The sequence below is a fragment of the Saccharopolyspora sp. NPDC049357 genome, assembly GCF_040677225.1.
Taxonomy (GTDB): domain Bacteria; phylum Actinomycetota; class Actinomycetes; order Mycobacteriales; family Pseudonocardiaceae; genus Saccharopolyspora.
Map to the genome: position 1 here is coordinate 52,658 of NZ_JBFAQJ010000002.1, position 24,279 is coordinate 76,936.

The window sequence follows — 24,279 nt, forward strand, 5'->3', positions numbered from 1 at the left end:
GCCGGCGGAGGAGAACAAGCGGCCGAACGGCCCAGCTTCAGGGCTGCTGGCGCACGATCTCCTCGATCATGGCGGTGATCCGGGATTCCGACGTCCGCTTGTCGACGCCGAAGCCGGACAGGACGCCGTCGCCGTCCTCGTGCTCCAGCAGCGCGAGCAGGATGTGCTCGGTGCCGACGTAGTTGTGGCCGAGCCGCAGGGCTTCGCGGAGGGTCAGCTCCAGGACCTTCTTCGCGGAGGCGTCGAAGGGGATCAGCGCGGGCATGGTCTCGACGCCGTCGGGAAGTGCCGCGGTGGCGGCCTCGCGGACGGCGTCGAGGTCGACGCCCTGGGACTGGATCACCTTGGCCGCCACGGCTTCCGACTCGCCGAGCAGGCCGAGGATCAGGTGTTCCACCCGGATCTCGTCGTTGCGGGCCTTGTGCGCGGCTTCCTGCGAGAGCACGACGACGTTGCGCGCGCGTGGGGTGAACCTGCTGAAACCGGCGCCGGAATCGAGACCGGGATCGTCAGATCCCTTGGCCACGAAGCGCTTCTGCGCGGCCTGCTTCGACACTCCCATGCTGTGCCCGATGTCGGTCCAGGACGCGCCGGACCGGCGGGCCTGGTCGACGAAGTGGCCGATGAGGTGGTCGGCGAGCTCACCGAGGTGGTCCGCGACGATCACCGCCCCTTCCAGCTGGGAGAGCGCGTCGTCGTTGGCCTTCTTGATCCCCTCGATGAGGTCGTCCAGTCGGATGGTTCCCGGGATCTGCTGCTTGTCCGTCATGCGTCAACCATAGGTTGACGTTGCCAGACTCGTCAACCAGCGGTTGACGAAATCGACGGACGCACCGCCCGGCGGTAGCGTCGGAGCGACGGAGGTGAGCGCGGATGCCCGAGGAAGAGGACTCGGAATGCCGAGGCTGCAGCGGCACGGGCAACATCAAGGTGGCCCGTCGGTTCCTGGCGCTCGACACCGGCGAGGTGTCCACGGTGATGGCCTTGGGGCGCTGCCCCTACTGCCGGGAAACCCCGGGCCGACAGCGGGGCGGCGGGCCGCCCGTGTGAGGATTCACCCCATGTCGGACGAGGGTGGCGAAGACGCCGGTATCGAGGCCAACGGGCCCAACGCCCTGTGCTTCACCTGCGGCGGCCTCAAGAAGATCAGCGATCCGCGCCTCTACATGATCCAGGCGACCGAGGAAATGCTGACCGGCATGACCATGGCCGAGTGGCGCACCTGCCCCCAGTGCACCGGCAAGGGCTACATCCGAGGCATCGAACCCCCTGCCTGAGCGGCGAAACCGCTCTCCCTCGCAGCCGCCTCCCGGACGAGCCCCGCGTTCAGCCGCAGAAGGTGAACGGGCCGGATCGGAGGTTGGGGGGAATCACTCCGTCCGGCCCGCTCAATCCCCACTGGGGGATTCACGAGTCGGGACCCCGGGGGAACAGGGTCCCGCCTCGCTTCCGCTGACCGGGGGTCCGACTGGGGGTTCGGTCCGCGCCCGGTCAGGGCGGGCCGCGCGGTGGAGCGGGTGCGGCCCGCGTCTCCGCTCCCCACGCCCGCGGCGCACAACGAGGAGCGGAGGTTCGGAAGAGGCAGGATCGTGCACCGGTCCGCCGCTTTCGGGCACGGCGAACCGCGGTCGGCAATTCGTGGTGAGGGCGGGAGCGGCGTTGCGCACCTGTCCGGGTGGCCGGCTTCCCGCGGAACGCTCCCAACGACGTCGTGGAAGCTTCAACCAGTATGTCGGACATGTCGCGGAGTTGTCAGCGATGACCGCGGATAGTCGCGTCACACGTCATGCCCGCCACACCCGCGTAACACCACGCCGTCATCGCGCGAACACCTGCCGTTCGCCCACCGACGCAGCGCGGGCACCCGGCGAACCCGGGTGCCCGCAGCGCGAAAGCGATTGTCAGAGACCGCAGTCCGGCGCAGACCAGGTGTCGGCCCCACCGGCGACGTGCACGTGGTCGTCGTGGCCGGGATAGCCCGGTCCGAGGATCTCGCCGAAGCCGTGGTCGCGGGCCTGCAGCGCCAACGCGCAGAAGCCCTGCGATCCCGCACCGAGGTCGGCGGCGTCGCCGTAGAGGTGGCGGCTGTTCGGAGCACCGCCGACCGAGTCGTTGCAGGAGACGCTGCGGAAACCGCCGTTCACCTGGATCGCCGCGTCACCCATCGCGTGCCGCATGGCCTGCAGCTTCCACATGGTCACCAGCGCGTTGGACTTGGCTTCGTCGGCCGAGAGCTTGCCGCCGGACCAGTCGGAGTTGCAGGTGTTGAGCTCGGAGTAGTCGAAGTTGACCGGCGAGCAGTCGTCGTCCTGCAGCTCGTAGATCTTGGCGAAGGTCGACTCGCCGGCGACGCCGTCCGCAGGCAGGCCGTAGGCCTGCTGGAACCGGACGACGGCGTCCTTGGTGCCGGGGCCGAAAACGCCGTCGATGGCGAGGCTTCCGCCGTTGCCGGGGTACCCGGCCACCCTGATCTGCAGGTTGCGCACGTCGTCGCCGGAGGCGCCCTCGCTGAGCGTCTTGCTCCAGGAGTAGCAGCCGTCGGCAGTCGGCGCGGGAGTGGCCGGGGCCGAGACCGCCACTGGCGCGACGAAGGATGCGACGGCACCGGCCACGAGTGCGGCGGTCACACCGGCTAATCGGGTCTTCATGCGGGACACCTCTCGCTGCAAAGGATCATCTGCAGCTGCGGATACTCCCGGAAGGAACCGGCGAACTCTCCGTTCTGTCAGGAATTCACCAGAAAAGCCACGTTCCGGTCGAATCCCGCCGTCCAGACGGCCGATCCGCCGCGGCACCGGCGGCCCACACCCCACCCCGCAGCAACCCCTAGCGCGGGGCGCCGCTCAGGTCGTCAGGGGACGCACGGTGAGGATCTGCTCCGCGTGACCCACCGGGCCGCTGACGTCGTGCAGATCCGTGCTGGTCAAGCCCTGTCCGTCGGATCCGAAGGTGACCTTGGTGTCGAGACCGGTCCAGTCTCCCCCGGGCTGGCGGTGGAGGTGGATGGTGAGGTCGACGTTGGGGAACATCCACTTCGTGGGTTCCTGGCGCACGGCGATGCCGTTGGCGGTGTCGATCAGCGCGACGAAGGAGGCGAGCGAGCTGACCTCCTCACCCGCGACGAGGTCGTGACCGGCGGACACCCACGCAGTGGTGCGGCCGGGCTGCGGTCGACCGACGACGCGCGTGTGCAGCGACTCGATGAAACCGCCGGACCACACCGAGTCCATCGGCCACGGTTCCAACCGCTCCGGCGGGATCAGCGCGTCCGGCGCGCCACCCGCGACGACGTCGGTGTCCACGGCGGCCAGCAGCCAGGCGCGAGCCCGCACGACGGCCCGCCCGCCGATGACCACGGTGGCCTCGGTGAGCTCGATGGTCTTGCCGGGCCGGACGGTCTCGACGTGGACGTCGAACTCCTCCAGCGCGATCTTGCCGAGGATGTCGAAGCTGATCCGGCTCATCAGCAGTTCCGGACGCCCCTCGGCCGCCCGAGCCTGCTCGATGGCGTGCACGATGAGGCCGCCGAGAGGGCTGAAGTGCTGCTCATCGGCCCGCCAAGCGCCACCCACGTGCGCGGTCGGCTTGTACCGGCCTTCTCCGGTGCGCTCGAAGTACCCGGACCTGACCCCAACCGTGTCGACCAACGAACTGCGCCCCCCCCGTTCAGCGAAATCGTGCCGCCCCAGGATATGGGCCAACCGCAGCCGCAAGACCCGAACAGGACCGGAATCACGACCCCGGGAAGGTTGACGTGAGCGCACCGGAACAGCGCGAACCGCCCCCCGTCGTCTCAGGTCCGGAAGGGCTAGAGCTCGGCGGAAGCCGCGACGGAGCGCGGATTCCGCCGAGCGCTGCCGCTAGTTGATGGCGTAGCCCAGCGTGTAGTGGGCGCCGTCGCGGGTGAACTCGACCGAGCCGCTGCCGCTCTTCAGGCTGTGCCTGCCCAGCAGGTCATCGCCGTCGACGTCGTCCTCTTCCCACAGCTCCACGGTGACGGACCCCGAGAAGGAGCGGTTGACGTCGGTGATCTCGATGTCGAACTCCTCGCACACCCGCTGCGGACCCCACACGACGTCCCCGTCGAGCTTGAGGTACGGGTGGTCGCACCCGACGTTGTCCTCGTTGTTGATGGCCTTGAGCCTGGTCAGCTTGATCTTCGGCATGTTCTTCTCCCCAGTGGTTCTCGCCGTGCCCGGTTCGGCGCGGCGGAGTTGATCATCCGCGACGAAGGCGTCCGCGCGCGGAAGATCGGTCATCCGCCACCCGAACGGCCGATCACCGGAGCGCGGGCACCCCGACACGGCAGACCAGGCAGCCATGATCGAAGTCCGTCATGCCCGGTCAGTTCGGACCAGAACCGCCCGCGCGAACCCGGACACCATCACCTCTCACCCACCAGGACGCGGATCGTCTCCCTGGCTTCGTCGAAGGCGTCGCTCATCCCGCCGACCGTGAGGTTGACCATCGCTCCCTCGTAGACCATGTGGACTCGCGCACCGAGGGTTTCCGCGTCGGCAACCCCGGATTCGGCGAGCAGGGCGACGAACTTCGCGCGGGCGCGGCGCTTGCCCTCGCGCAGCACCTCGCGGCCGGGGTGGTCGCTCTCGCCGAGCTCGGCGTGGGCGTTGACGAACGCGCAGCCCCGCCTGCTGCCCGCCCACCACGCCTCCTCGGCGTCGAGCACGGCCAGCACCCGGTCGAGCCCCGACTCGGGGTGGTGAGCGCGCATCCACTCGTCGAGGAACTCCTCCCAGCGCTGCTCGCGACGCTTGAGGTAGGCCGCGACCAGGGCGTCCTTCGAGCCGAAGCGGTCGTAGAGGGTCTTCTTGGTCGTGCCCGCCTCATCGGCGATCAGGTCGACCCCGACCGCGCCGATGCCTCGCTCGTAGAACAGCACCCCGGCGACTTCGAGGATCTTCCTCCCCGCGGGTGTGTCCGGATTCGCCGTCCTCGCCATCGTCACTCCCCCGTCTCAGAACAGGACACTGCGAGTATACCTACCGGTATGGTTACTTGGCGACATGCGAGCACTTCTTCCGATCGCCTTCGTCGTCTTCTGGAGTTCCGGTTTCGTCGGGGCGGGCATGGCGGCCGACACCGGCGCCTCCGCCAACACCAGCCTGTTCTGGCGCTACGCGGTGACGGCCGCGGTCCTGCTGGTCATCGCGATCGCGCGACGCCGCCGGTACGGCCGCGCGTTCCTGGTCCGCGAGATCGTCCTCGGCGTGCTCGGCCAGGCCGTCTACCTCTCCGGCGTCTTCCACGGCGCGTCGCTCGGAGTTCCGGCAGGCACCAGCGCGCTCATCGCATCGCTGCAACCCGTGCTCGTCGCGGTGATCACCAGCAGAGCCGCACACGAGTCACTCGGCGCGCGAAGGGTTCTCGGTCTCGCCGCCGGGGTCACCGGTGTCGGGCTGGTGGTCCTCGCCGACATCGGCGCGGGAGGGGGCGTGCTCGGCGTGCTGGCGGTCGTCGGGGGCATGGCCGCCCTCACGGCCGCGACGCTGCTCGGCGACCGCCGTCCCCGACCCAGCGGCTACGACCTGCTCGACTCGCTGACCGTGCAGTCCGCCGCCGCCTTGGCGGGCTTCGGTCTCGTCGCCACCGCGGGCGGCGGATTCGTCCCGCCCGCCACACCCGAGTTCTGGACAGCCGTCGCCTTCCTGGTCCTGCTCCCCTTCGTCGGCGGCTACGGCTGCTACCTGCTGGTCTTGGACCGATCGGGGTCGCTGGCCGTCAGCGCCCTGCTGTTCCTGACCCCGGCGGTCGCCGCGACCTGGAGCGCGCTCGCCCTCGATCAGCCCTTCCAGCTCACCACCATCCCCGGCTTCCTCCTGGCCCTGATCGGAGTCCTCGCCCTCCGCCGGACCCCGAGCCCCGCCAGCGACCTCGGCGCGCCGGGCCGGACCAAAGCCTCTGGTCGCTCGGTCGGGTCGGGCACATGCTGCGTGCATGACGGAACTCCTGCCGAGCGTGTCGAGCGAGCGAACGTCGGGGCCGTTGAAGCGGTTCCGGGCGCTGGCCGGGCGACGGGCGTCCGGCCGGGTTCTCGACATCGGCGCGGGCCGCACCGATGATCTGCCCCCTTACGCGCACATCAGCCACCTGGCGCTCGTCGGCGCCGGCGATCGCCGAGTCGCCGAACTCCCGTTGCAGGCGGAGACGGTCGACGCCGAACCGGAGGACCTCCCGTTCCCGGACAGGGCTTTCGACGTCGTGGTCTGCCGCTTCGCGCTGACCAGCGCGAAGCGTCCGGCCCTCGCGGCGCGGGAGATCGCCAGAGTGCTCCGCCGGACCGGGCAGCTGCTGTTCCTGGACACCGCTCCCACCACGCGGCTCGACGTCGACGCCCTCATGCACCTCCGGCACGGCGGTCTCATCACGCACGACGTCGACTGGTCCTGGCCCCGCTCGAGAACACCGCTGGTGCAGGGCGTCGCGACGCACCCGGATCCGCAGTACGCGCGCGAAATCGCGTGGCTGCGCGGAGCAAGATGAGGAGGGAACCACGATGACGAGGAAAGTAGCGGACTGCCGCAAGACGCCCAGCGACATCAACTGCTCGCTGACCATCATCGGCGAGGAGGACGAAGTGGTGCGCGCGGCCGTCGATCACGCGGTGTCCGCGCACGCCCACGAGGACACCCCGGAGCTGCGCGAACAGGTGCGCGGCATGCTCGAGAACGAGGCCGAGGCGTCCCGGAGCGCGATGCAGTTCGTCCAGCTGATCGAGTTCAAGACCCACCGGCGCGAGGAGCTCAGCGAGCTGATGACCGAGTGGGAGGACCGCACCGGCGGCAAGCGCACGGCGACCCGAGCGGTGCTCGCCGAAGACCACGAACAACCGGACCTCTACTACGAGCTGGTCGAATTCCCCTCCTACGACGAGGCGATCCGCAATTCGCACTTGCCCGAGACCGAGGAGCTCTCGGAACGCATGCGCAACCTCTGCGAGGGCGAACCGACGTTCCACAACCTCGACGTCGTCCGCGCCGAGGCGCTCTGAGCAAACCGAACGCGCCTGGCACCCACTTGGGTGCCGGGCGCGTTGGTCTGCCGCACCCGCTCGGTGAGGCCGCCGCCGACCGCGGGACCCCGCCTCCCCCGACCACCGCGGTCCGTTGGACGATCTCATCGCCAACGACTGACCGGCGGTGGAGACGAGGAGGTGCGGGGTGTCGGGGCAGTTGCCGGCGTTCGTCGGAGCGTGCTTGGCCGTGATCATCGTTCCCGGACCCGATCTGGCGTTGCTGCTGCGCAACGCCGCCGTCGCCGGACGATCCGCGGCGATCGCCACCGCAACCGGGATCATGACGGGCAACACGATCCTCGCCGCGGCCGCGGTCGCGGGCCTGACCGCACTGCTGCAAGCCTCCGGACCGCTCTACAACGCCATTCGCCTCGCGGGCGCGGCGTACCTGATCTACCTGGGCGTTCGCGCGCTGATCAGCCTCATCCGCAGGGACGCACCGGCGCGAGGTGCCGAGGAGGCGCCGGCCCGCCGGAACCTCCCCAGTCGTCACGCGTTCCGGCAGGGCCTGCTCAGCAACCTGCTCAACCCGAAGGTCGCCGCCTTCTACCTCGCCCTGTTCCCGCAGTTCACGTTGCCGGGAATGCCGACGCTGGCGCAGCACACCCTGCTCGCCGCGCTGTTCTGCCTGCTCTCCCTGGCCTGGTACGTCCTGCTGATCGCGGTCCTCGCCCAGGTCCAGGCCTGGCTGCAGCGCCGGAAGGTCCAGCGGACCATCACCGGCGCCTCCGCCGCGGCCCTCATCACCCTCGGCACGGGTCTGGCCATCCAGAACTGACGAGAGCGATGAGTTTCGCGCCGGGCTCCGGTCCTCATCTCCGAGACGCGAGACGACTGCGCTGGGAGAACGGATCATGACTGCGACCTACACGTTCGACGTCTTCTCCAGCCTCGACGGCTTCGGCGCCGCCGGAGGCGACTGGACCGGTTACTGGGGCAAGCAGGGACCCGAACTCCTCGACCACCGGCGCGCCCTGCACGAGGGCGAGCAGCGGATGGTCTTCGGCGCGAACACGTACCGCGCGTTCGCGCAGATGCTCGCCGCGAGCGACGACGATTCCGACGTGCGCGACGCGTGGGTCACGCTGATGAGGAAGAAGCCCGCGACGGTCGTGTCGAACACGCTGGAGGAACCGCTCGACTGGCCTGACGCGCGGATCGCCAGAGGAGATGCCGTCGACGTCGTCGCCCGGCTCAAGGAGGAGTCCGATCTGCCGCTTCGCTCGCACGGCAGCCTCTCGATGAACCGCGCGCTGATGGCCGCCGGCCTCGTCGACCGCGTCCAGGTCACGCTCTTCCCCGTGATCACCGGCCGCACCGGTCTGGACCCGATCTTCAAGAACGCGGCGGACTTCGACCTGGAACTCCTCGAACACCGAACCCTCGACGAGCACGTCCAAGAACTCACCTACCGACCCCGACTGCACGCCTGAGCCCAGTCCGGGGCGTCGCTCCCGATGGTCTCACGCAAGAAGGTCCTCCTACGTGACACCGGGTCCCGCACATAGCGCCTAATGCGCGGCAAACCGGGACCATCGGATGTTCTCCTCGCTCCAAACATCGATATACCGGTTGCGGTGCTCGACGTTGATGTCCTCGGAAACCGTGGTTTAGGCCGGCGGAGCGAGCACGACCGCGGAGTTGTGGCCGCCCATGCCGAGCGAAGACTTCAGGGTGAGGCCGTCGGCGGGGGTGGTGGGGCCGTTCAGCAGTCGCGGGTGGGCGGGGGCGACCTGCGGTGGGGCCGGGATAAGCCCGCGGTCGTAGCCCAGGGCGGTCGCGGTGATCTCCACCGCTGAGGCTGCGGCCATGCAGTGGCCCACGAGGGGTTTGACCGAGTAGAGCTCGGCCTCGGGGGGCAGTAGCTCGTCGGCCACGGTGGCTTCGGCGCGGTCGCACTGCTGGGTCCCCGGCCCGTGGGCGTTGAGGTAGCGCACCTGCGATAGCTCTGCCCCGGCGTTGGACAGCGCTTCGGAGAAGCACCGCCTCAGCTCGGCCAAACCCGGATCCACCGAAGTGACGTGGTGGGCGTCGTGCGACATCGCGCCGCCGAGCACCCGCAGGTACGGGTTCGGCGACCGGTTCGACAGCACCATGCCGATCGACGCCTCGCCCATGATGAAGCCCCGGCTGCCCTCCTGGAACGGTCTGCACGCCTGCAGCGGCTCGGTGTCGGTGACCGCCACCCCGAGCCGGTTGAAGTGCAGCACGGTTTCGGGCGCGGAGGACAGGTCGGTGGCCAGGAGGATCACGTCGTCCACCACGCCGGCCTCCAGCCATGCCTTCGCGGTGATCAAGCCCGCATTGCCGGAGGCGCACGTTGTCGAGATGTTCATCGCCGGGCCGTGGAAGCCGAACTCCTGCATGAACGTCGACACCGGGGTCGACGGCATCAGCGCCAGGTAGTCGCGGACCGACACGTCCGCGTCCTGCGTGCCGTAGAAGTCCCGCCACAGCTCCACGTCGCCGAGCACGGCCGCGTGCAGCAGCCCCACCCGCCGTCCGGGCTCCCAGCCCCGGCGTTCGGCGTCGAGGATCGCCTCGCGGCCGGCGGCTCGCATGGCCCTGGCGAAGCGACTCGGCCCGTCCAGCTCGTCGCCGCCGTCCGGAACGGTCGCCACCCACGCCACTTGGTCCCGGTCGGGCCCGTGCCCCTCGGCCAGGTGAGCGGCCACCTGACCAGTGGCCAACCCGTTCCACAGGGATTCGCGCCCCCAGCCGTAACCGGTCACCGCTCCGATGCCGTTGATTCCGCAGTGCTGGTCGATCATTGCTCGTCCTTCCGGATTGCGATCACCGCTGCACCCTGCGGGTGGCGGACAACGCCCGGGGGCGCCGCAGCTCGCTGAGCTCGATCGACATTGCCGTGGCGTTGCTGGGATCGAAGCGCTGTGGTTCCTGCGGAAGAACCCCGGTCTCTCACGCCAGAGTGAAGAACAGGAACACGATTGGCTACCGGCCGTGTTTGCACTCTCGCTGATTTCACACTTTTGTATGAAGATCAATCGGAGCACCCTCTAGTCAGCTACATTTCGTGTCCATTTTTGGCTTCACGTGCAAGATCGGTCATTCCCGCGCTCGGTCCCGGTGGTCGTCGCCACCTCCGCGAACGGTTGATGACCAGCTCTGATGGGGACCCCTGGGGGTGAAGGGGGCGGCGTCGGCACAGCACTTAGGAGTGCTCGCGCCGGTTCGTGGGGGGCTAGGGCCACCACGGGCCGAATGGCCCAGGTGGCGAGCGCAGGCGCGAAGTCTTCCTTGGATGGCTCATGGAGATTGACCCGAACGGCGGGCTCCCAGGCGGTTCTGGTTTCGACCGCGAGCTCCTCGAGGTGGCGTTGTCCGCGCAGGGCGCGGTCAGCTGGACGTTCGACTTCGCTGAGGATCAGCTCACCTGGACAGCCGGGATGGAGACGCTCCTCGGCATGCCCAGCGCCGGTGAGGAGGAGATACGGGCTCGCTTGGTGGAGCTCCTCGCGCCGTGGACCGTGGCCGCGCGGACGACCGGGAAGGGCCAGGGCCTCGACCTGGAGCAGCCCGTGGTCACCGCGGAGGGGCAGACGCGGGTGCTCCACTTCCACGCCCGCCCTGTCGGTGACCCACACCCCAGCGCCCTGGTCGGGCTGGTCCGCGAGGTGACCGCCCTGCATCGAGACCGGCAGGCGTTGACCGATCTCGCGGGCCGGTATCGGCTGCTCGTCGAGCTCAGTCCCGATGCGATCTGCGTGCATCAGGGCGAGGTCATCAAGTACGCCAACCCCGCCATGAGCACCATCCTCGGTGCCGAGTCGAGCGCGCAGCTCCTCGGACGCCCGCTGACCGACTTCGTCGCTCCGGACTCGATCCCCCCGATGCGCGACCGGATCAAGTCGCTGGCGACCCCGGGCACCGCCACACCGCGGGCGCGGGCCGAGCTGCAGCGCCTCGACGGCACCGCCGTTCCGGTGGAGTTGGTGGCGGTGCGCATCACCTGGGAGGGACATCCGGCGGTGCAGGTCATCGGACGCGACGTCACGAGGGAACAAGCGGCCGAGGCCACCCTGCGCTACCAAGCAGCCCTGGTGGATCACGTCAACAACGCGATCATCGCCCTCGATCGCAAGGGCGTGGTCACCAGCGTGAACCCCGCCGCCGAAACCGTCTACGGGGTGCCCGCCGATCAGGCGCTGGGACGGCCCGTCACCGAGCTGGTCGGCGCCCCCCTGCCCGAAGCGCTGCTGGCCGCGGGTGGGGTCACCGAGGCGCGGCACCGGCGCAGCGACGGTACCGCCCTGGTGATCCGGCTCTCGGTCGCGAAGATGGACTCCGGGTTCGTGCTGGTGTGTGCCGACGAGACCGCGCGCCGCCGGGCCGAACAGGACTTCGCCACCGTCGTCGACGCGCTCAACGAGGGCATCCTCGTGGTCGCCCCCACCGGCCTCATCGTCTCGGCCAACCCCGCCGCCGAGCAGATCCTGGGCGCGCCTCGCTCGGCCATCGTCGGCTCGGCGCCCGAGACCTGGTCGGTGTTCGACGATGCCGGGCAGCCGCTGCGGGCCCACCCAACGGTGTCGACCCAGCGCAGCGGAGTGTCGCAGACCGCACGGGTGCTCCGGCTCGAACGGCCCGACGGGCGCAGCGTGTGGACGTCAGTCACCACCCGTCTGTTGGGCCCGCAGGACCGGCCGCCGCATGCGGTGGTCACCTCGTTCACCGACGTCACCGAGAAGCGCGCCGCCCGGGAGCGACTGGAGCACGAGGCCACCCACGACCCGCTGACCGGGCTGGCCAACCGCACGCTGGTGCTGCGCCGCCTCGGGCACTTGTGGCAGCCCACGCGCCCGCTGGCTCTGCTGTTTCTCGACCTGGACAACTTCAAGCGCATCAACGATTCCCTCGGCCACGTCGTCGGCGACGAGGTGCTGCGCACCGTCGGGCAACGCCTGGTGCAGGCCACCCGGGACGAGGCGCTGGTGGGACGCCTCGGCGGGGACGAATTCGTCGTCCTCACCCAACACGAGAACACCCGCGACGCTCTCGGCGAACTCAGCCAACGCCTACTCGCCACCCTCACCGAGCCGATCCACGCGCAGGGCAGGCAACTGCACCTCCGCGCCAGCATCGGGATCGTGGTCTCGCACCCAGCCGATTCCCGCGCCGGCCAGGACCTCCTGCGCGATGCCGACGTGGCCATGTACAAGGCCAAGGCAGAAGGGGGCGGGCGCTACGCGTTCTTCGACGTCGAGCTCCGCCAGCGCGTGCAGCGGCACATGGTCCTGGAGCAGGACCTGCACCACGCCGTGGCACAAGACCAGCTCTGGGTGGCCTACCAGCCCGTCGTCGACCTGCGCACCGAGCGCACGGTGGCCGTAGAGGGCCTGCTGCGGTGGCAGCACCCGGTGCACGGCACCGTCTCGCCGGGGGAGTTCATCCCGCTGGCCGAAGAAAGCGACCTGATCAACTCCCTCGGCGCGCACATGCTGCGCACGGCCATCCGCGAACTCGCCGCCATGCGCGAGCGCCACCGGCTCGAGCTCCGACTGCACGCGAACCTCTCCCCACGCCAGCTCGAAGACCCCGGCCTGCAGGCCACCGTCCAGCAAGCGCTCGCGGATTCCGGCCTGCCGGCCCGAGCTCTGTGCCTCGAGCTCACCGAGAACGCGATCATGTGCGACCCCGCGGCAGCAACACCCGTGCTCCACGCCCTCCGCGAGCTGGGAGTGTCACTGGCCATCGACGACTTCGGCACCGGGCACTCCTCGCTGGCCCAGCTGCGGCGACTCCCCTTCGACATCCTCAAGATCGACCGGTCCTTCATCACCGACCTCAAGGACTCCGACGAGCTCGACGTCCTCGTCACCAGCATCATCGCCATGGCCCACACCCTCGGGCTCACCGTCGTGACAGAAGGCATCGAAACAGCCCACCAACTCGACCTCCTCCGCGACCTCGGCAGCGACCAAGCTCAGGGCTACTACCTCGGCAAACCCACCCCGATCGAAGAACTCCTCCCCTTTACCTGTTTCCCACCGCGGGATGAGCCGCCCCCCGCCGAATCGGGACCCGAGTAGCAGACAGCCTGAACTGGGCTTCTGGAACTCGGAGGCGTCCGGGACGTGCGAGAAACCCACTGGACGTGACGTCGATACCGATAGCCGCGGCTCGTGAGGAACAGCGTTCGCGGTGCTCATTGAGGATCTCGACGGTGACCGGGTCAAGTGCGACGCGTCGCTGCTGGTGGGTCTTGGTGTCCTTTTCAAACCAGACGTGCCGCTCGGGATCCCTTGCGATGGCCCGCTTCAGCGAGAGAACCGCTCCACCGGCGTCGAAGTCGGACCAACGCAGTGCGCAGAGCTCACCACGACGGGCAGGACCTTCTCGGCCTCGCGCTCGGAGTTCGGGCCGACCGGCACCGTCTCGCGAAGGTAGTGCCGGCGTTTCGTCACGGAGTCGAAGCCCGCGTAGACCTTGACCCGCAGGGTTCCGCTCGGCAGTTCCTCAACCGTTCCCCGAGGGCGCTTGCGCCGCGTGCTCGACCTGGCCATGGACCAAGTTCAAAGCCGTTCGCACCATGAATGGGGCCATGAAGACGCGGCCCGAGGAGAAAGAATCTTCAAAACACCAGGTCACAGGTGGTGGGCGCAGTTGGGTTCGAACCAACGACCCCCTGCTTGTAAGGGAGCACGACGGCGTTGACAGGTCAATCTACCTGCGACTTTGCCCGCATCGACGCCATCACCAGCCCACCTGAGACACCCTGATTCACACCGTTTCATGCCACGAGTGATGCCACAGGCGGGCCCAGAGCACTGGGCCCGCCTGCGGCATTGGCGTGCTTCTCGCGAGCGCCGCACCGGGCGCGAACCTTTGGTCGGGTCGGCCAAGCAAGGCGCAGTTGCCAACCCACATAGACCCTGCTGCATCATTTCCCTTGGAGCGGGGCCCAGTGGACGGGCACGGGTGCCCGCGTGTCAGGAGCTTTCGTGAAGCACCGGCGGCAACCCCAGCCGGTTTCGATTGATCTTGCATTCGTTGCGCATCCGGCGGTAGTCGAACTCACCGCCTTGCGGCACTCGCCGAACCTCGACAAGCCCGCGTTCTCCGAGCGTTTTCGTTGCCTTGGTCCAAGTGTCAGCGGACAACCCGTAGGCGGCCCGATCAGATCCGGCGACGTAGCGCGCCTGATCTTTGCCCTGTTGGACGTCGAACAAGACCAGCAGCAGCGCGAGTTCGGCCGCTGAGAGGTCGAGGATCCAACCTTGTTTCCAGAGGCCCAGCGGCAGGGTCACATAGTGCGATCCTTTGGATGCCCACACCGCGATGCGCGAGCCCGGTACCGGGTGGGATCTGCACGAGTTCCGCCACTCGGCGTGACCCACCTCGGCGAGCAGGGCGCGCCGTTGCTGCTGCTGATGGCGGAGTCCCGGCACAAGAAGCCCGAGAACCTCCGCCGCTACTTCGGGCCCTCCGACCAGACGATCGCCGAGGTCACCAGCCTGCTTGCTCCCGGCGATGCTCGCCGGTGAGGTCGCGCGTGGTGCGCGTCCGAGCCACGATGTGCCTGCCCCGCGGCGGACTCGTGCGCTGGTGCTTTTCGGCCCGCGGCGTCACCTGATGCCGCCCCGGAGCCGGGCGCTGGGTGAGTGCACCGGCCCGCCCCGGGTGGTGAGGGCACGCGGGGCGTGTAGAGTGATCGGTGGTCGTTGTATTTCTGGGTTCGTGTTTTGTGCATGCTCGCAGGATGTTGATGCGGGCGAGCTTCTTTCTTTGGTTGTAGCTGGAGTTAGCCGCCGTCTGAGATCCCCCGGCCCGGGCCTCCGCGCGGTGTGGGTGCCCGTCATACCCCAGCTCCTGAAGGAGATTGACATGACCAATGGAACCGTGAAGTGGTTCAACTCGGAAAAGGGCTTCGGCTTCATCGCCCCGAACGAGGGCGGCCCGGACGTGTTCGTGCACTACTCGGCCATCGACGCCCGCGGCTTCCGCAGCCTCGAGGAAGACCAGCAGGTCACCTACGACGTCAGCCAGGGCCCCAAGGGCCCGCAGGCCGACCTCGTGCGCGCGGTCTGAGACTCCGCTAGTTTCTTCCCGGCCCGCACCTCGCGTGCGGGCCGGGGACTGCGGTTTCACCCGGCACAGCTCCCGCACCCGCCACTCGCGATGCGGTTGAGACGGGCCGAGCCGATCTAGTCCCGCAGTACGCTCGCCGCCGTGACGGCGCTGCCCACTACTGGGCGCGCAACGACGCGGCTGGCCGCAGCCTGCTGCAGCACCAGTTTCCTTCTCTTTTCCGGTTGAGCCGAGCGCGGTCGCGCGGGCCGGGTTCCCGGAGCCGAGCCTTGTTTCTTCCTGCGATCCTGCAGCGGCAACTCTCTGCGTTGCGCCAGGCCACAGGATCCTTCGACGTGCATTGGAGCCCGATGCGGGCTAACTACAGCCTGATCACCACCCTGCCCACCGTGTTCACAGTGGAGGGTGACCTCTCCGGCGACGGTGTCGCCCTGCTGGCCGAGCGGCTCTGGCCGCACGTGCTGACCGGACCACCGGAAACGCTCGTGGACCTGGCCCAGGCCAGCACGATCGATGCCGCTGGGCTCGACCTCTTGGTCGCCGCGCACGCCTACGCGGCGCCTCGCCGCATCCCGCTTCGCATCGTCAACGCGGCGCCCCGGGTGCTCCGCGTGCTGCATCTAACCGGAGTGCGCGCGCTCCCGACCCGCGCAGAGTTCGCCCTCACCACGGCCATGACCCCTGCGCCTCGGCGCAACGCCGCGGTGGTGATGGCTTGATGCGGCACTGCCGCCACATCGCGCGGACGTTGTCCGATGATGCCTGGCAGATCACCGATGCCGAAGGCCAGCACACCGCGCGCATCGCCGGCACCGAACACGATGCGATCGCTCGCGCCGAACATCAGCTCGCCGCCTACGGCGGAGGACGCGTGTTCCTCACCGCCGACTGATCACCCCACCACTGGCCGCGCACGTGAAGCCCTCGGGTGCGGCCCGAGGGCATCAAACCTCTTGAAAGGAGCTTCCTGTGAACCCCTCCACCTCCCTCCGCCCCGGCAACGGATCTCGGAGCGCTTCCGTACACGGTGACCGGCGTGGCACTCCACCGCGTCACGACCCGCGCCCACCCCGCGCAGACCAATCCCGCGCGCGAATGCCGGTGGCGCCTGTGGCGTTCCTCGAGCCGGGCCCGCCCCGAACCATCCCGGCCCCCCAGCGTCGGCGTGCGGACCAGGACGAGCGGACTCTGCGTCCGCTGCGTACCCCGTTCGCCGCCGACGAGCCCGGAGACCGGTGATCAGTCGTGCGCGGCAGGAACGTTCGTATCCTGTTGGCATGAGCGAAGGTCTGACGACGCGTCGCGCCTATTCTTCGGTCAAGCCCCGGATGCGGGGGTGGATTCACCTGGCCAGCGTGATCGGGTTCGGCGCCTCCGGCGCAGTGCTGATCACCCTGTCCGCCACGATCGGCCCGCCGGCGACAGCCGTGGCCGTGGCGCTCTACATGGCCGGGGTGCTCGGCCTGTTCGGTGTCAGCGCCGCCTATCACCTCATCACCTGGCGCTCCGAGCGCGCGCGCACTTGGATGCGGCGGCTGGATCACTCGATGATCTTCCTGCTGATCGCAGGCACCTACACCCCCATCAGCCTGCTGGCCCTGCCCGGGGGCACCGCGCGCATCGTGTTGATCGTGGTTTGGGCCGGAGCGCTTGGCGGCATGCTGCTCAAACTCGCCTGGCCCCACGCGCCGCGCTGGGTCGGTGTCCCGCTCTACATCGCCCTTGGCTGGGTGGCGGTGTTCGTCCTCGGCGACCTGCTGCACACCGCCGGTGTCGCGGGACTGGTGCTGCTGCTGGCCGGTGGCGTCCTCTACACCGTCGGAGCGCTCAGCTACGCCACCCGATGGCCCGACCCGTGGCCGAGCACCTTCGGATACCACGAGATCTTCCACACCGCCGTCACCGCCGCTGCCATCTGCCACCACATCACCGTCTGGCTCCTCCTGCCCCTCACACCCGCCACCTCTTGACGCGGCGAGCCGGCCCCCGGCTCTCCCACTTGGCAGCGCGCGTGTGAATCGGCGGGCGCGCGGCCACCCACTCGCCCGCCAAACCACCGCGCGGGCCCGCGAGAGCACCGTGTCCCTCGGCTCCAGGCAAGCCGAGGGACACAGTGCCGACAAGCGTGACCGAGTCGCGCAGTCAAGGGCGGGCGTTTCCGCCAGACGAGACCCCATCGGGGCACTGAACGGCATCTTCTTCACCCTGATGTCCCGCCCCAACGGCCGTAGTTGACGCCCAGCTCCTGGGATCCCGCCAGCAACCGGCCCTGGCCGCGTTGGACGGTTCCGAGGAACTCGCTGGCCCCGAGTACCTGCCGCTCGAAGGGCTCTCGGTGCTGCGTCGTGTCGCGCTGCCACGCGAAGATCCCGTGCTGCTGACCGCCCGGGGCACGCTGGCTGAGCTGGAGCTCACGCTCGTGCCGCTACGGGCGAGGCACGACCGGTTTTGGGAGCGCCCGGCACCCCTAAGTGCCGGGCCGCACGGCAAGTACGACCATCGGTCCGCTCACGCGTGGGCGGGGCGGAGTTCAGCCCGCCGCGAGCTCCGTACCGTTCTGGGTGCCGCGACCACGGTCGCCATTGTGGTTGCGGGCTTCCTGGAGTTGGTCTTCGAGGGTGACGATGCGGCAGGCGGCCTCAAGGCCGGTGCCTTGGTCGACGAGTTCCCGGACGCGGGCGGCCAGGCGCAGTTGAAAGCGGGAGTAGCGGCGGTGCCCGCCGGCCGAGCGCTGCGGCTCGATCAGGTCTGCTTCGTCGAGGCTGCGCAGGAACGCCGGGGTGGTGCCGAGCATCTCGGCGGCGCGGCCCATGGTGTAGGCGGGGTAGTGCTCGTCGTCGAACTTCTCATCCGCGGTCTGCGGGTCGTGGGTTCCTGGGGTCATCGGCGCCTCCGCATCAAGAGGGGCCCCGGTGCGTGTGGCACCGGGGCCCCAGGGTTGTGGGTTTCACTTCCATCAGCCGACCGTGAGATCAGCCCTTCTGTGTCCGCGTGCTCCGCACTGGAGGCGAAGACTGCGGGGATCGCGTTCGCGTAACCGAAGACCACCTTCCAATCCGATGGGACTGCGGTACCCGCCCGGCGACAACTCAGCCGGAGGCAGGCGATCCGATGGTGTGCAACCCTTCCCTTCTCCTCTGTTTCCTGACTTCCCTATCCGTACGCGACCGTCGGTCCCGGCCTCTTGCGCCCGCCGGTTATGACTTGCCGACTGTCCTTGGTCATCTGCCGGGGCCCATCTCCTGCTCGGCCCCCGCAGCCCTGACCGTCCTGCGCTTGCTCACGGGCAGTTCGTCATCTCCCGCGCCACTTGACGTTCTCTCTCTTGCGACGGGCAGAAGATTACACACACCCACCGGGGAATGTCTACACCGACGATCACAGATTTCATCGATCAGGTGACGAAGACCCGCTCACCTGCGGGTTCCCGACGGGAAACGCTGCACGACCTCCTCGACGACGGCCTCGCCTTCGTCCCGTCAGGTGCGGACGGGTCGCGCAGCGGACGCAGCCCGCGGCCAGTTCCGGAGTGAGGAAGGAGTAGCTCGACCGAGCAGCTTCTCGACCTCGGCTGGTCACTCGTTGCGGTGCTCGACGTTCATGTCCTCGGAAACCGTGGTTTAGGCCGGCGGAGCGAGCACGACCGCGGAGTTGTGGCCGCCCATGCCGAGCGAAGACTTCAGGGTGAGGCCGTCGGCAGGGGTGGTGGGGCCGTTCAGCAGTCGCGGGTGGGCGGGGGCGACCTGCGGTGGGGCCGGGATAAGCCCGCGGTCGTAGCCCAGGGCGGTCGTGGTGATCTCCACCGCTGAGGCCGCGCGCTTGGGTGAGGATCTACGAACTCACCAGCATCAACTACGTTGGACGAGGCTCCGGAACCAGTTTCGCGGTGGTGCTCAAAGACCGCGAACGCTCCGTCGAACTGCCACTGCACATCGTCCAGGCGAACAAGCAGCTCTGGGACCTCGTGTATCTCGGGATGCGCTACTCAGCCACGAACGGAGCCGAGGTCAACCGCGCCATGCGCTCGCAGTTTCCCGATCCTGCTCCCGGCGGCGCCCCCCGTCAAAACAACAGCTAAGGCGTGCGGCGGTTCATGTCCTCGGCAGTAGCTGAGCGACCAAAAGCCCTCTCTCGCGCGCCGTGGGAGCCCCAGAGCACCGGCCGATCCAGTAGCTCGGCATAGAGGACAAAGGCCCTGCCTCGTCCCGTCGTCTGCTGCTGCACTGGTGTTGACTAGGGGTAGACACGGCTGGGGACGTGACTCGATGGATTCCTTTACCGGCACGGCTGCGGCTCTCGGTTGCGCGGCTGTGTTGTTCGCGAGCTCGGCGTGCTTCGGTGGTGACGCGGCTCCAGGGCCGCCTCCACCAGCCCCGCCGGCAGCCACCACGGCCCCGGCGCCTGCCGTCGCCCCGCCGCCTCCCGTGACCGAGCCTGCGGTTCCGCCGGCCGAGGATCCGGCGGAACCGCACGCGCCCGAGGAGTCGACCTCCTCGCCTGGCGAATACGTGCCCTATGAGCCGGAGTGGCCCGAGACCGACTACCAGCAGTTTCAGGACTACAAGCAGGACACGGGCTACCCCTACAGCTACGAGGAGTACGACCAGCTGCCCGGCTATCAGCAGTGCGGCACCGCCTGCGGCCAGGAGCAGACCTCCGGCGAGACCCAGCAGCAGTGGCTCTGCGAACAGGGCATCACCACCGAAGGCTGCTGACCGCCAGAAGCGATCCGGACCGAACGGCCCTGCGCCGCGCTGACTTCCAAGGGTGCAATCAGCACCACCGCCGCTACCCACAACTGAAGACCGGAGGGACCCGTGCGCATTCGCTACTATCCACCCAGGCACCGCCGGGCCGCTTCCCCGGCCGAACAGAAAGCCGCGGCACAGGGGTGTGGCTGCCTGTTCCTCGGGTTCATCGTCCTCGCGGCCTTCGGCAGTTGCGTCGGCGGCACGAACAACTCCTCCCCTGGGCCGGCGACTCCCGGTTCGCCAACCTCGGTTTCTGGCCAGTCGCCGACTCCCGGTCGTGTCGACTCCGGCCGCCCGCCCGAGGTGGAACCGTGCACCTACGCGCCACCCGCCTACGACGGGACGACCTGCTTCCACGGCGGCGAGTTGGCTAGGGTTACGCGTGTCATTGACGGGGACACCGTGGAGCTCGCTGACAGGCGGCACGTGCGCCTGCTCGGCGTCGATGCTCCGGAGGCCAGCACCTGCGCCGGTCCCGGTGCTACCGCCTTCACCCGTGGCAAGGTCGAGGGCAAGTGGGTGCTCATGTACCGCGAGCCCGGCGCCAGCATCGATGAGCACGGCCGGGAGCTGGCCTACCTCCAGCCCCCCTCGGATTTCAGAGGGATCTACCACCCCGCAGTCTTTCAAGAAGACCTCGGCTATGAGCTGACCTTCAACGGTTGGGCCGAACCGTTTGCAAACAGCGATGCCAATGCCACGTACGACGAGAACGTCCAGCGGGTCTACGAGACGGCCAGTCACTCACCCAGGGGGATGTTCGCGGCCCCATGCGGCTCCCCGGAGACCTACACCCCGCCACCGAACTACGACTACCCCAATCCCGATGGCGGGGACGACGGCGAGAGTCGCTTGTGCCGCGGAAAGTGGTACTGCTGAGGTGGCCTTGAGGGTTTCGTCGGGTCAACCCTCGGCAATTGGTGTTGACCACGGCCCCGGCCCCGCCTGCCGCGTGGTCAACAAGCTACGTGGAGCCCACTAGAACCGACCAATTAGACCAACCGAGCGAATCTCGCCTCAATGCGAGCGAAACCGCTCGGGTACATGTAGCGTTGCACTAGCCGAGCGGAAGCGCTCGTCTAGGAGAAGGGAACCGCATTTGCAGCAGTTTGACCGGTCGCCGCACACGCTGGCTCAGTTTGCCCGTAGGGCTGGGATCTCTGAGGGGCGCGCCCGCGCCCTACACACTGCAACTCCGTCCGGGCTACCGCGCCCGGACCGCACCGACGCCGACGGCCGCCCGCTGTGGTTGGCCACCACAATCGATGCTTGGTGCGCCCGCACGGGCCGCGAGGTCAACAAAGACTCACTCTGGTTGTTCCGGGCACCGGAGGCCACAGGCCCCGCTCCGGAACTCCACCGCGGAATCGTCACGCTCGGCCGTCACGCCCATCGACAGACCTTCTACACAATCGTGTGGGACACCGAGCATGGTCACGTCATCTACCTACAGCCTCTGGACGGCACCGGCGGACAGCATAAGGACGGGCTTGCTGTGCATGCCGCCGAGCTGATCGAACCGCGCTGGTGGGCCGACGCTGTTGTTGTCATGCCCATAGAGCAGGAACTCAGCTACTTCCCGGACCACGATCATGAGCCGATGGCATACCTCTATCGGTTGACCGCGCGCTCGGCAAACTCCGATGACAGCCCTTTCACTGACGACAGCCGTGTATTCGGCGGCCTGCGTCGCTGGTTCCAGAGAAACGCCCCTGAACTGGCTGGGCCCCCGCAAGCGTCTGCAGAGTGGGCGGGGCAGCTGGATCTGGCGGACGTCGCCAAGGTCGTAGGCCGCCTGATGCCGGTTTGGCTGAATGACACCGAGACATCGACAAACGCCGAACAGACACTGTCCTACGATCGCACCTTCGTAGCGCCCGATACCGTGACCGACTGGCCAGCGACGGAGGCCCGGCTCACCCGTGCCATCGAAGTGGGCCTTCCCCGGGACTTCCCGTGCGCGTTCGCTGCCCTGACTGTGGATGCCGCCGAAGAACTGGAAAAACTCCGCGCTGCACACCAACGCACCGCCGACTCTGGGCCAGGGTGGTACCTGGTTTGCCGCCCTGCTCGCCCCGCGCCATCGTTCGAGCTGGAGCAACAAATCAACGGCCCGACGCTGGTAACCGACACGGAACTGGTCGGTAAGGAGCTAGCAGAGCTGCGAACGATCGAGGGCGAGCTCGACATCGATGACCAGCGGGGCGACGCTTACGCCGAGGCGATCGCGTTGCTGCAGTTGCAGCTGCGCTACGCAGCCAAGGCTGCCGGGACGATCCACGATCTGAGCCACGACTATGTGCCAGTCGCTGACGACGGCTACCTGCGCTACAGCGCTCCCTGGGGCGGCCCGGTTGTCGACGCCTGGCTCAAAACCTTGACACCTGTCGAAGATTTGGCTGCAACACTTCGACTGCGCCGTGTCCGTCGCATCATCCGCGACTACCCGGTAGACCAGGTCCGCAGCGCTTACCGGGACAGCGAAGGGCGCTATATCCTGCGCATCAACCTCGGCTCAGGTGAGTGGAGTCTGGCTGAGTGGCCGGTATCGCTGCAGTCAACGTCGACCTGGACCGACAAGACCGTGCTCGCCGGCGATGATGAACTGGGCACTACCACCACGCTGCTGGCCTTGACTCCTGCCGACGACGGTCAGATGCGGGTCGACCCCGTTCCCTTGCCTCCGCGATCCGACCGCGATGCATTTGCCTATGGCTACGGCGGCGGCACACCTGGCACCACTTACCAGGCCCTTCTGCGCTGCGCGCTGGGCGACGACCCGAACCTCACGAAGATTCCACGCGCGCTGCACAAGCGTGACGCAGACGGACGTCTGGTCAGCCAGTTGTGGGCCGCGATCTCCACAACAAAGGGGCCGCTCCGACTGTCTTGGCCTCAGTTGAAGATGTGGGCGCGGGCGGACAAGAAGACAGCACTGACCGACCCGAAACCCAACAAGTAGCAATGCAGCATGCCAGGTGGTCAGGGCTACGGGCATTCACACGCAGCCCTGATCATCTGGCTGGCCGCAGGCTCTTCCGTTGACGTGGTGATCTGGGTTTCATGATGCGGTGATCGCCGCTAGAAGCGCCCGGATGCCAGAACCACCAAGTTCACAGGCCACCAAGGAGAAGGGCCAACAGTTCCGCCGGTACTTCGTTGGACAAGTTCTGTCCACATTCGGCGACAGCCTGGTGCCGTTGACGATCGCGTTCGCTGCACTGCAGGTTGGTGGTGCAGGCGCGTTGGGGCTTGTGCTCGCCGCCAATCGGATCCCGATCGCGGCATTAGTGCTCTTCGGCGGGGTCTTGGGTGACCGGTGGGACCGCCGATGGGTGATGGTCGGCGCGGATGTCCTGCGGTGTGGAACGCAGGCCGCAACCGGCGTTCTCCTTGTGCTCGGCGCGGCCGAGACCTGGCATCTCATCCTGCTTCAGGGCTTGGCTGGCGTCGGTACAGCGGCCTTCGTCCCGGCCGCGAACGGACTGGTCCCGGCATTGGTGCCAGCTGAGCGGCTGCAGAAAGCGAACGCGCTCCTGGGACTCGCAGCGAACACCAACAAGGTGCTGTCCATTAGCGCCGCAGGCGTCCTGGTGGCGACCGCCGGACCGGGGGTCGCGCTGCTTCTCGATGCCGGGACATTCGCCGCATCCGCCGCTTCACTCCTGATGCTAAAACTGCCAAGACAGGCCAGCGAGGCCCGCAGCCCCAGCCTCTGGCAGGACGTGCGAGACGGAGCACGTCTAGTAAGCCGAACCCCCTGGCTGCGTTCGTTGGTGGCCTACTCGGCTCTTCTGCAAGCTCTGGTCATCGGCCCGCACATGGTGGCCGGCCCCTTGCTCGCCAATGAAAAGTTCGGAGGCGCCGGCGCGTGGGCCGCGATCGGAGTCGTGCAAGCCATCGGATCGATCACGGGCGGAATGGTCGCCTTCCGCTGGCAACCCAAGAACCCACTGCGCACAGCCTTCGCAGTCAGCCTTCTGATGGTTCCCTACCTGCTCTTTTTCGCCTCGGGAGCACCGATGTGGCTCGTCATCACGAGCGCAACCGCAGTGGGTGTACAAGGCGCATTCTTCATGGCCGTGCAAGCAACGTTGCTTCAAAGCCGCATCCCCGCCGAGTCACGCTCCAGGGTCGCGGCCTGGTCCCAACTCGGAAACCTTGTGCTCCTGCCGGCCTCTCTCACAGTTGCAGGCCCAGTCGCCGCTTCGATAGGCGGCGAGATCATGCTGTTCATCGGCGCTACATGGCTCCTTGCATCGACCGGAACGGTGTTGTGGAGCGTGACCAGGCACGCGTACAGCGAGCGGGCACCTGGTTCGACTGCCGAGAACGAAGAGGTCGTGACGTGACACTTCCCTTCACCTGGCATGATCGGGGATGGGAAACCTCGGGTCCCCCTTTTATGCGTCAACGGCCCGTAGTCATTCCCCCCTTCCTAGCCAC

At 68.1% G+C, this 24,279-nt stretch carries 27 protein-coding genes and 1 pseudogene; 18 read left to right on the forward strand and 10 right to left on the reverse strand.

What is annotated here, in order from left to right:
- Nucleotides 1-37: 37 nt before the first annotated feature.
- A complete protein-coding gene (locus AB0J91_RS01855) occupies nt 38-769 on the reverse strand; it encodes a Clp protease N-terminal domain-containing protein (RefSeq protein ID WP_363863102.1) in 732 nt (243 codons plus the stop codon).
- 104 nt (nt 770-873) lie between these two features.
- Between AB0J91_RS01855 and AB0J91_RS01860 the strand changes: the two genes are divergently transcribed.
- Together AB0J91_RS01860 and AB0J91_RS01865 are read left to right on the forward strand one after the other, a co-directional pair.
- Nucleotides 874-1,050, forward strand: a complete 177-nt coding sequence (locus AB0J91_RS01860; protein ID WP_363789278.1) for a hypothetical protein — start codon at nt 874-876, stop codon at nt 1,048-1,050.
- 11 nt (nt 1,051-1,061) lie between these two features.
- Nucleotides 1,062-1,277 carry a hypothetical protein gene (locus AB0J91_RS01865; protein ID WP_363863105.1) on the forward strand — a complete coding sequence of 72 codons (216 nt, stop codon included), beginning with the start codon at nt 1,062-1,064 and terminating at the stop codon, nt 1,275-1,277.
- A gap of 624 nt (nt 1,278-1,901) precedes the next feature.
- On the opposite strand, the gene AB0J91_RS01870 is transcribed toward AB0J91_RS01865, so the two are convergent.
- The 4 genes from AB0J91_RS01870 to AB0J91_RS01885 form a co-directional block, all read right to left on the reverse strand.
- Nucleotides 1,902-2,648 carry a D-Ala-D-Ala carboxypeptidase family metallohydrolase gene (locus AB0J91_RS01870; RefSeq protein WP_363863108.1) on the reverse strand — a complete coding sequence of 249 codons (747 nt, stop codon included), beginning with the start codon at nt 2,646-2,648 and terminating at the stop codon, nt 1,902-1,904.
- A 195-nt stretch (nt 2,649-2,843) separates the two neighbouring features.
- Complete coding sequence (locus AB0J91_RS01875) at nt 2,844-3,647, reverse strand: thioesterase family protein (RefSeq protein ID WP_363863111.1); 804 nt, start codon at nt 3,645-3,647, stop codon at nt 2,844-2,846.
- A 213-nt stretch (nt 3,648-3,860) separates the two neighbouring features.
- Nucleotides 3,861-4,259: a hypothetical protein gene (locus tag AB0J91_RS01880; RefSeq protein WP_363863114.1), complete on the reverse strand. Its 399-nt coding sequence runs from the start codon at nt 4,257-4,259 to the stop codon at nt 3,861-3,863.
- A gap of 125 nt (nt 4,260-4,384) precedes the next feature.
- Nucleotides 4,385-4,960: a TetR/AcrR family transcriptional regulator gene (locus AB0J91_RS01885; protein ID WP_363863117.1), complete on the reverse strand. Its 576-nt coding sequence runs from the start codon at nt 4,958-4,960 to the stop codon at nt 4,385-4,387.
- A gap of 64 nt (nt 4,961-5,024) precedes the next feature.
- On the opposite strand from AB0J91_RS01885, the gene AB0J91_RS01890 reads away from it, so the two are divergent.
- The 5 genes from AB0J91_RS01890 to AB0J91_RS01910 all read left to right on the forward strand — a co-directional run bounded on the left by AB0J91_RS01890 (nt 5,025) and on the right by AB0J91_RS01910 (nt 8,466).
- Complete coding sequence (locus tag AB0J91_RS01890; RefSeq protein ID WP_363863120.1) at nt 5,025-6,080, forward strand: DMT family transporter; 1,056 nt, start codon at nt 5,025-5,027, stop codon at nt 6,078-6,080.
- Nucleotides 6,004-6,501: a methyltransferase domain-containing protein gene (locus tag AB0J91_RS01895; protein ID WP_363863123.1), complete on the forward strand. Its 498-nt coding sequence runs from the start codon at nt 6,004-6,006 to the stop codon at nt 6,499-6,501. The genes AB0J91_RS01890 and AB0J91_RS01895 overlap by 77 nt, the downstream gene beginning before the upstream one ends.
- Before the next feature lie 13 nt (nt 6,502-6,514).
- Nucleotides 6,515-7,009 (forward strand): DUF1059 domain-containing protein, encoded by a 495-nt coding sequence (locus AB0J91_RS01900; protein WP_363863126.1) that lies wholly within the window; start codon nt 6,515-6,517, stop codon nt 7,007-7,009.
- A 169-nt stretch (nt 7,010-7,178) separates the two neighbouring features.
- Nucleotides 7,179-7,811, forward strand: coding sequence for a LysE family translocator (locus tag AB0J91_RS01905; protein ID WP_363863129.1), 633 nt, complete (start codon nt 7,179-7,181; stop codon nt 7,809-7,811).
- A 76-nt stretch (nt 7,812-7,887) separates the two neighbouring features.
- On the forward strand, nt 7,888-8,466 hold the full coding sequence (locus tag AB0J91_RS01910) for a dihydrofolate reductase family protein (protein ID WP_363863132.1): 579 nt from the start codon (nt 7,888-7,890) through the stop codon (nt 8,464-8,466).
- A 177-nt stretch (nt 8,467-8,643) separates the two neighbouring features.
- On the opposite strand, the gene AB0J91_RS01915 is transcribed toward AB0J91_RS01910, so the two are convergent.
- Nucleotides 8,644-9,804, reverse strand: a complete 1,161-nt coding sequence (locus AB0J91_RS01915) for a beta-ketoacyl synthase N-terminal-like domain-containing protein (protein ID WP_363863135.1) — start codon at nt 9,802-9,804, stop codon at nt 8,644-8,646.
- A 498-nt stretch (nt 9,805-10,302) separates the two neighbouring features.
- Between AB0J91_RS01915 and AB0J91_RS01920 the strand changes: the two genes are divergently transcribed.
- Nucleotides 10,303-13,083, forward strand: coding sequence for an EAL domain-containing protein (locus tag AB0J91_RS01920; RefSeq protein WP_363863138.1), 2,781 nt, complete (start codon nt 10,303-10,305; stop codon nt 13,081-13,083).
- A gap of 228 nt (nt 13,084-13,311) precedes the next feature.
- On the opposite strand, the gene AB0J91_RS01925 is transcribed toward AB0J91_RS01920, so the two are convergent.
- Together AB0J91_RS01925 and AB0J91_RS01930 are read right to left on the reverse strand one after the other, a co-directional pair.
- Nucleotides 13,312-13,557, reverse strand: coding sequence for a hypothetical protein (locus AB0J91_RS01925; protein WP_363863141.1), 246 nt, complete (start codon nt 13,555-13,557; stop codon nt 13,312-13,314).
- Between the two features lie 426 nt (nt 13,558-13,983).
- The gene (locus AB0J91_RS01930; RefSeq protein ID WP_363863144.1) at nt 13,984-14,301 is read right to left on the reverse strand and encodes a hypothetical protein; all 318 of its coding nucleotides are present in this window, start codon (nt 14,299-14,301) and stop codon (nt 13,984-13,986) included.
- 81 nt (nt 14,302-14,382) lie between these two features.
- Here AB0J91_RS01930 and AB0J91_RS01935 point away from each other — a divergent pair, with 81 nt between their 5' ends.
- The 5 genes from AB0J91_RS01935 to AB0J91_RS01955 all read left to right on the forward strand — a co-directional run bounded on the left by AB0J91_RS01935 (nt 14,383) and on the right by AB0J91_RS01955 (nt 17,052).
- Nucleotides 14,383-14,538 (forward strand): hypothetical protein, encoded by a 156-nt coding sequence (locus AB0J91_RS01935; protein ID WP_363863147.1) that lies wholly within the window; start codon nt 14,383-14,385, stop codon nt 14,536-14,538.
- Nucleotides 14,539-14,878: 340 nt separating this feature from the next.
- Nucleotides 14,879-15,082 carry a cold-shock protein gene (locus AB0J91_RS01940; protein ID WP_363863150.1) on the forward strand — a complete coding sequence of 68 codons (204 nt, stop codon included), beginning with the start codon at nt 14,879-14,881 and terminating at the stop codon, nt 15,080-15,082.
- A 350-nt stretch (nt 15,083-15,432) separates the two neighbouring features.
- Entirely contained in the window at nt 15,433-15,801 is a 369-nt protein-coding gene (locus AB0J91_RS01945; protein ID WP_363863153.1) for an STAS domain-containing protein, read from the forward strand.
- On the forward strand, nt 15,801-15,974 hold the full coding sequence (locus tag AB0J91_RS01950) for a hypothetical protein (protein ID WP_363863156.1): 174 nt from the start codon (nt 15,801-15,803) through the stop codon (nt 15,972-15,974). The genes AB0J91_RS01945 and AB0J91_RS01950 overlap by 1 nt, the downstream gene beginning before the upstream one ends.
- A 385-nt stretch (nt 15,975-16,359) precedes the next feature.
- Complete coding sequence (locus AB0J91_RS01955; RefSeq protein WP_363863159.1) at nt 16,360-17,052, forward strand: hemolysin III family protein; 693 nt, start codon at nt 16,360-16,362, stop codon at nt 17,050-17,052.
- A gap of 560 nt (nt 17,053-17,612) precedes the next feature.
- Here AB0J91_RS01955 and AB0J91_RS01960 read toward each other — a convergent pair.
- The gene (locus tag AB0J91_RS01960) at nt 17,613-17,966 is read right to left on the reverse strand and encodes a MerR family transcriptional regulator (protein WP_363863162.1); all 354 of its coding nucleotides are present in this window, start codon (nt 17,964-17,966) and stop codon (nt 17,613-17,615) included.
- A gap of 736 nt (nt 17,967-18,702) precedes the next feature.
- Nucleotides 18,703-18,903 (reverse strand): annotated as a pseudogene (locus AB0J91_RS01965) (3-oxoacyl-ACP synthase); the annotation flags it as partial.
- Nucleotides 18,904-18,905: 2 nt separating this feature from the next.
- On the opposite strand from AB0J91_RS01965, the gene AB0J91_RS01970 reads away from it, so the two are divergent.
- The 5 genes from AB0J91_RS01970 (at nt 18,906) to AB0J91_RS01990 (ending at nt 24,185) form a co-directional block, all read left to right on the forward strand.
- Nucleotides 18,906-19,160, forward strand: coding sequence for a hypothetical protein (locus tag AB0J91_RS01970; protein WP_363863165.1), 255 nt, complete (start codon nt 18,906-18,908; stop codon nt 19,158-19,160).
- 346 nt (nt 19,161-19,506) lie between these two features.
- Complete coding sequence (locus tag AB0J91_RS01975; RefSeq protein ID WP_363863168.1) at nt 19,507-19,797, forward strand: hypothetical protein; 291 nt, start codon at nt 19,507-19,509, stop codon at nt 19,795-19,797.
- A 102-nt stretch (nt 19,798-19,899) separates the two neighbouring features.
- Nucleotides 19,900-20,712 carry a thermonuclease family protein gene (locus AB0J91_RS01980; RefSeq protein WP_363863171.1) on the forward strand — a complete coding sequence of 271 codons (813 nt, stop codon included), beginning with the start codon at nt 19,900-19,902 and terminating at the stop codon, nt 20,710-20,712.
- A gap of 370 nt (nt 20,713-21,082) precedes the next feature.
- Nucleotides 21,083-22,795 carry a hypothetical protein gene (locus tag AB0J91_RS01985; RefSeq protein ID WP_363863174.1) on the forward strand — a complete coding sequence of 571 codons (1,713 nt, stop codon included), beginning with the start codon at nt 21,083-21,085 and terminating at the stop codon, nt 22,793-22,795.
- Between the two features lie 133 nt (nt 22,796-22,928).
- Nucleotides 22,929-24,185, forward strand: coding sequence for an MFS transporter (locus tag AB0J91_RS01990; protein WP_363863177.1), 1,257 nt, complete (start codon nt 22,929-22,931; stop codon nt 24,183-24,185).
- The last annotated feature ends 94 nt before the right edge of the window (nt 24,186-24,279 follow it).